The organism is Methylobacter sp., from assembly GCF_023227905.1.
Classification (GTDB): Bacteria; Pseudomonadota; Gammaproteobacteria; order Methylococcales; family Methylomonadaceae; genus Methylobacter_A.
The window spans coordinates 43,473-49,586 of the sequence record NZ_JALOCF010000034.1 but is presented as its reverse complement, the minus strand read 5'-3'; the positions used below and the strand labels follow the sequence as shown (position 1 = coordinate 49,586).

The following is a 6,114-nucleotide window of genomic DNA, read 5'->3' as shown; positions in this document are numbered from 1 at the left end:
ACGACACTATCCCTGCCGAAGAAAACGCCGAAGGCGATTTCCTGCCGGTTGGTGAAGTATTATCGATGTCCGACATCAGCAACGCCAGCTGTGGCGGCGCGGAAAGGCATCCGTTGGCGGACAAAGTGTATTTTCTGGAGGAAGAAGGCCGCAAAGGCGAATTGCTGCCGGTGATGGAAGACGAAAACGGCACTTACATCATGAATTCGAAAGACTTAAGAGCTATCGAGCATGTGCAGCGCTTGGTCGAAATCGGCGTGGACAGCCTTAAAATCGAAGGGCGTACCAAGTCGCACTATTACGTGGCGCGCACCGCACAAACCTATCGCCAGGCAATTGACGATGCCTTGGCGGGCCGTGCATTCCAGCCCGAACTGATCGGCGTCCTGGAAAACCTTGCCAATCGGGGTTATACCGACGGTTTTTACCAGCGCCACCATACGCATGAACAGCAAAACTACATAACCGGTTATTCCAAAAGCCATCAACAGCAATTTTGCGGCGAAATCAGGAGTTATGATCAGGCAACCGGCCTTGCGACTATCGATGTGAAGAACAAGTTTTCGGTTGGTGACAAGCTGGAATTGATACTGCCGGAAGGCAATCAGGATATTATCGTCGAGCGCATGGAAGGCATGTACGGACAAGATATGGAAGAAGCGTCCGGTGGCGGTTATGAAGTGAAAATACCATTGCCGCAAATTAACGCAGATAATGGCTTGTTGGCGCGGTATACTTAAAAATAGACGAAAGGCCAAGGGCGAAAGGCGAAAAATGCTCACCGCCTTTAGTCCTTAGCCTTTAGCCCTTGGCCTTTTGAGACTTGAATCATGACATTTACTACTGCCGACCTTTGCGATGCCCATTCGGAAGAAGATCACTTCCAGATTGCCGAACCGCTGCTCAAGCCTTATGGCGGCTACCCCAGCTTTTGCGGTCAAATCACAACAGTGAAAGCTTTTGAAGACAACGTTATGGTCAGGGCTGTTTTGGAAGAGAAGGTTGAAAACAGGGTGCTGGTTGTCGATGGCGGCGGTTCCCACCGTTGCGCACTGCTGGGAGCGGATCTGGCAAAGCTTGCCATCGCCAATGGCTGGCAAGGTATTGTGATTCATGGCTGCATCCGCGATTCTGCAATCATCGACCAGCTTCCTATCGGGATACGTGCTTTACATACGCATCCGTTAAAAAGCCATAAAAAAGATCATGGCGACCGCGACTTGTTGGTCACTTTCGCCGGTATCAATTTTAAGCAAAATCATTTTTTATATGCTGATGCCGATGGAATTGTCGTCTCAGAAACAATGTTGAGTTAAAATAACTCCAAATTAACCTAGCAAAGAAGTCAAGATATGCAAATTGTACTCGCCAACCCACGTGGATTCTGTGCCGGTGTAGACCGGGCTATCGAAATCGTTGACCAAGCCATTCAGGCTTTCGGTGCACCTATTTATGTCCGTCACGAAGTTGTCCATAACCGTACTGTTGTCGATGGGCTTAAAGACAAGGGCGCTATTTTTATCGAAGATTTAACCGACGTGCCGGTCGGCTCGTATCTGATTTTCAGCGCCCACGGCGTTTCAAAACAAGTGCAGCAGGAAGCGAAAGAGCGTGATTTGACGGTTTTTGACGCTACTTGTCCACTGGTTACCAAAGTCCATTTGCAGGTCGCTAAACACGCCAAAGAGAATCGTGAAGTTATCCTGATCGGCCATGCCGGGCACCCCGAAGTTGAAGGTACGATGGGGCAATATGAAAGAAGCGCTGACAACGGCGGTATTTATCTGGTAGAAACTCCTGAAGATGTTAAAAACCTGACGGTGAAAAATCCTGATAATCTGGCTTACGTCACGCAAACCACCTTATCGATGACCGACACAAAAATTATGGTCGATGCCTTAAGAGCGCGCTTTATCGCCATACAGGAGCAGAAAAAAGACGATATCTGCTATGCCACACAAAACCGTCAGGATGCGGTTCATGAGCTGTCTAAAACGGCTGATCTTATTCTCGTAGTGGGTTCGCCTAACAGTTCTAACTCCAACCGTTTGCGCGAAATTGCTGAACAGCTCGGTAAGCGGGCTTATCTGATCGATACCGCGAAGGATATGGAGCAAAGCTGGTTTAAAGACATTGCTGTGGTCGGCGTTACCGCCGGGGCTTCCGCGCCGGAAGTTCTGGTTCAGGAAGTTATCGATCAGTTAAAGCAATGGGGCGGACAATCGGCTGTTGAGATTCAAGGTATCGAAGAAAAAGTCGTGTTTTCTTTGCCTAGAGAATTAAAAAAACATATCAACTAAGCTTCCCCTATTGCAGGCGGCCATTAAATGGCCGCCTGCGGCTCTATTTTCCTCGTCCTTTACAGTCAATGCCGATCCTGCCGCACACCTGAATTAAAATAAAGACAAAAGCTATTGTTTTTATTTAGAATAAATGTAGCTGCAAAGCCAACTTTAACGACAATAATGGCGGCCTGAAATAAGTCTTATGAACATCGGCTCGCGGTTATTGCTAACATTCATTTATTTTTGCAAAGGATAATTATGAAACTTACCCCAATGGATCTCGTTGCTCAAGCCAAACAGAATATTGTTGAAATTGATGTTGATAGCACAAAAAAATCCCTGGAAACAAGCCTGGTACTGGATGTAAGAGAACCTGCTGAATATGCAGTTGGTCATTTGCCGGGAGCGTTTAACATACCGCGCGGCGTATTGGAATTCAAGATAGGCTCACATCCTGATTTTCAGGATAAGCAAGACGCCCATATCATTGTTTATTGTCAAACCGGCGGCCGTTCCGCCTTGGCTACAGAGGCATTAAATAAAATAGGGTTCAGTAATGCCGTCAGCATGGCCGGCGGATTTAAGGCATGGGCTGAAAGCGGCAATGAAGTAGTTTAGATGTCTGAACTGGAAGCTGTTCGCTTGGATAAATGGTTATGGGCTGCGCGTTTTTTTAAAACGCGCAAACTGGCTGCCGAGGCTATTTCCGGCGGAAAAGTGCATGTCAACAGCCAGCGTGCCAAGCCCGGAAAAGAAGTCAAGGCAGGTACCGCGCTCTCTATTAGCAAAGATAATTACCGGTGGGACATTACGATTATCGCCATTAACGGCCAACGGCGATCGGCTAAAGATGCGGTTTTACTCTATGAAGAAAGCGCTGAAAGCCGTGCCAAACGTGAGCAGCAAATCATTCAAAACCGTGAGCAGCGGGAGTTGTTCGATTTTAGCGGCAGGGATCATAAACCGAATAAGAAAGACAGGCGTCTAATCCACCGGTTTAAGCAAGGGTAGGGCGTAAGCTTTGCAATAATGCTATAAACAGGTAGGCGGCTTAGGCAAACCGGCCAGCTTGCAGGCATATTTTAAAGGGCCTTCGGGAAATAATTTGTGCAAATAACGGCTGTTGCCTTTTGCCACGCCCAACTCCTTGGCAATTGCTTTAGTAAAAACCCGCGCATTGGGCAAATGCTTAAATTGCTGGTAATAACGCCGAATGAACAAAATAATTTCCCAGTGTTCATCGCTCAGTTTTATATTGTTTAATGCGGCTAACCGTTCTGCAATGCCTTCATTCCAGTCTGCGGAATTGATCAGAAAACCCTGATCGGTTGTTTCCAAATGCAAATCAGCACTCATTACGTCCATGATTGAATGATCGGACTGTTAACCGTCAATTCCACCAGCTCTGCATAATCTATCATCTCAAGCCCTTTAACCAGCTCATCAGGGGAAATTCCACGTATTGCAATGTCATCTGATAGCACGCAAAAACGACTTCTGCCTAATTGCCGTGTTAGGGTATCGCTTATGACGCTGTTTTGTAGCACGCGCAGAACTGCATTTTCAAGAAACACTACAATATCCCCGGAATCAATTCGCTCCAAAATGGCGGTTTCAACCGGCGACTGAAAAACAAGATGCAGCACTTTAAGTGTGGTCCGTTAATTTAAGGCCAATGATTCCAGTAATGACCAGCGCAATTGACATCAAGCGATACCAATCGGCAGATTCTTTAAACAAAATGATGCCTAACAACGCTACGCCGACTGCACCCATGCCGGTCCAGACGGCATATGCGGTTCCCAATGGCAGGACTTTAATTGCCAGCATTAATAAATAAAAGCTTATGCCGCCGGACACCATCGTTATGATACTGGGCCATAATTTAGTAAAGCCTTGGTTGTATTTAAGACTTAAAGCGAAAACTATTTCTGCAAATCCCGCAGAAAATAAAAGAAACCACGCCACGGACACCCCTTTTCTTTGTGCTTGAATAGCAAATATTCTACAATATAATGGACTTAGCGGCATTTAAAAGATTTTAGATGACCTCCTTCACGGGTAAATCCTAAAAGGCCAGAGGATAGGCTGAAAAATCACTCGATAAGCCCGCATGTGAACAAAGCCGTTCAGCAGATTTAACAAGAGGGAGGCAGAAGGGATGAGTTTTGCATCATACGTATGCTTCGCATTTAGTGCAGAATAATCAATAACTAATATAAATTAATGAGCGACATATCTTCTTTTTTAGTCCAAAATCCAAAGCAAATAAACAGTAATTTATTATTATTAGTTAAAAGTAAATGTTTGCTCAGCGCTCGTTTCGGAACAAATAATGAGTCCTATATCACCACACTGCTTGATATTAATGCAGGGGATAATTTATTGGTTTTAGATTGCGGATCCAAAGAAGATTTGAATCAACGCATCCTTAATGCCGACAAAGTCTCATTCGATGCGGATTATAACGGCATTAAGATTTCTTTTAGTAGTCCAGCACTGAAAAGAATTACTTACAAAAACGAACCGGCATTCACCATGCCTATCCCTAAAGCGCTTTACTGGATGCAACGTAGAGAGTATTACAGGGTTAAATCGCCGTTTTCAAAATCCAGTTATTGCCAGTTAATAGTAGCAGGCAAAGAACCTGTTAACCTTAAACTATACGACATCAGTCTTACGGGTTTTTCCATGCTGAATGTTTCCAAAGAAGTTTCTGAACTTTTGGTTCCCGGCACATCATTTTCCGACAGCAAACTTATACTTTCAGGCGCGGGCGAAGGCGTGATTTCCTTTGAGGTCCGTGCCAAATACATAATCAACCCTAATAAAGTACAAAAAATTCAAAAAATAGGCTGTAAGTTCATCAAAATAACACATCGAGTTGAAGAAATTATTCAGCATTATATGCATCAGATCCAGCGAGAAGATTTGCAAAAAGAATGACGCATTCAAATTAAAAAGCATCTAGACTGCAACGGATCGAATTAGTGGTTACAGCATCACCCTTCACTCGATTTATGCAGCGCAAAATACCGGTGACTACACATTTGATGTTCCGATAATCAGCTAAAAATATAGGGTCATTATTAATGAGCAAAGCCTCTTCTTTTTCAGTCTCCAACCCAAGACAAATAATCCAAAATTTATCGATATTAATTAAGAATAAATGCCTGCTCAGCGTTCGTTTTGGCGAAGATAAGGCATTCTTTCTTACCGCAATACTTGAGATTGATCAGGCAAATAATTCCATAGTCTTCGATTACGGCCCCAAAGAAACTTTAAATCAGCAGCTTCTTCAGGCTGCCAGAACCACTTTCGAAGCCGATTTTTCCGGCATTAAGGTTTCTTTCAAAGGCAGCAAGCTGGAACAAATTCTTTATGATGGAGAGCCGGCATTTTCCATGCCGATTCCTGAATCAATTTTTTGGATGCAGCGCAGAGAATACTTCAGAATAAAATCGCCGCGTTTGAAAGGCAGTTATTGCCGGTTGATACTGGAGGGTCAAGAGTCCGTCGATTTGCTGTTATACGACATTAGCCTGACCGGTTTTTCAATGCTCAATACCTCAGCTGAAGTATCCGACTTATTGATTCCGGGCGCGCAGTTTGAACAGGCTAAGCTTGTGCTTTCAGGTGCAGGGGAGGATACCGTTTCCTTTAAGGTCTGCTCCAAGCTCATCCTTAACCCGGATAAAATTGCCGCGCTCAAAATCCAAAAAATAGGCTGTTTATTTATCCGGGCTAAACCCGCATTTGAATCGATCGTCCAGCGCTATATCAATCAGCTGCAACGAGAGAGCATACAAAAGATGAATGGATAGGGGTA

General features: G+C 44.7%; 10 protein-coding genes. 7 read left to right on the top strand and 3 right to left on the bottom strand.

The window, feature by feature from the left end; genetic code table 11:
• The 5 genes from M0R47_RS13910 to M0R47_RS13890 form a co-directional block, all read left to right on the top strand.
• A partial coding sequence (locus M0R47_RS13910; protein WP_292555855.1) for a U32 family peptidase C-terminal domain-containing protein occupies positions 1–740 on the top strand: 740 nt, incomplete at its 5' end.
• 90 nt (positions 741–830) lie between these two features.
• Positions 831–1,316: a ribonuclease E activity regulator RraA gene (gene rraA / locus M0R47_RS13905; RefSeq protein WP_292555853.1), complete on the top strand. Its 486-nt coding sequence runs from the start codon at positions 831–833 to the stop codon at positions 1,314–1,316.
• 36 nt (positions 1,317–1,352) lie between these two features.
• Positions 1,353–2,300, top strand: coding sequence for a 4-hydroxy-3-methylbut-2-enyl diphosphate reductase (ispH, locus tag M0R47_RS13900; RefSeq protein WP_292555852.1), 948 nt, complete (start codon positions 1,353–1,355; stop codon positions 2,298–2,300).
• A gap of 243 nt (positions 2,301–2,543) precedes the next feature.
• Positions 2,544–2,903 carry a rhodanese-like domain-containing protein gene (locus tag M0R47_RS13895; RefSeq protein ID WP_292555851.1) on the top strand — a complete coding sequence of 120 codons (360 nt, stop codon included), beginning with the start codon at positions 2,544–2,546 and terminating at the stop codon, positions 2,901–2,903.
• The gene (locus tag M0R47_RS13890; protein WP_292555849.1) at positions 2,904–3,296 is read left to right on the top strand and encodes a S4 domain-containing protein; all 393 of its coding nucleotides are present in this window, start codon (positions 2,904–2,906) and stop codon (positions 3,294–3,296) included.
• Positions 3,297–3,317: 21 nt separating this feature from the next.
• On the opposite strand, the gene M0R47_RS13885 is transcribed toward M0R47_RS13890, so the two are convergent.
• The 3 genes from M0R47_RS13885 to M0R47_RS13875 are packed head-to-tail and all read right to left on the bottom strand — an operon-like array spanning position 3,318 to position 4,253.
• The gene (locus M0R47_RS13885) at positions 3,318–3,650 is read right to left on the bottom strand and encodes a TusE/DsrC/DsvC family sulfur relay protein (protein ID WP_292555847.1); all 333 of its coding nucleotides are present in this window, start codon (positions 3,648–3,650) and stop codon (positions 3,318–3,320) included.
• On the bottom strand, positions 3,641–3,931 hold the full coding sequence (tusB, locus tag M0R47_RS13880) for a sulfurtransferase complex subunit TusB (protein ID WP_292555845.1): 291 nt from the start codon (positions 3,929–3,931) through the stop codon (positions 3,641–3,643). The genes M0R47_RS13885 and tusB overlap by 10 nt, the downstream gene beginning before the upstream one ends.
• A gap of 1 nt (position 3,932) precedes the next feature.
• A complete protein-coding gene (locus tag M0R47_RS13875; protein ID WP_292555857.1) occupies positions 3,933–4,253 on the bottom strand; it encodes a multidrug efflux SMR transporter in 321 nt (106 codons plus the stop codon).
• A gap of 258 nt (positions 4,254–4,511) precedes the next feature.
• Between M0R47_RS13875 and M0R47_RS13870 the strand changes: the two genes are divergently transcribed.
• The gene (locus M0R47_RS13870) at positions 4,512–5,231 is read left to right on the top strand and encodes a flagellar brake protein (RefSeq protein WP_292555844.1); all 720 of its coding nucleotides are present in this window, start codon (positions 4,512–4,514) and stop codon (positions 5,229–5,231) included.
• A 146-nt stretch (positions 5,232–5,377) separates the two neighbouring features.
• The gene (locus M0R47_RS13865) at positions 5,378–6,109 is read left to right on the top strand and encodes a flagellar brake protein (RefSeq protein ID WP_292555842.1); all 732 of its coding nucleotides are present in this window, start codon (positions 5,378–5,380) and stop codon (positions 6,107–6,109) included.
• Positions 6,110–6,114: the final 5 nt, after the last annotated feature.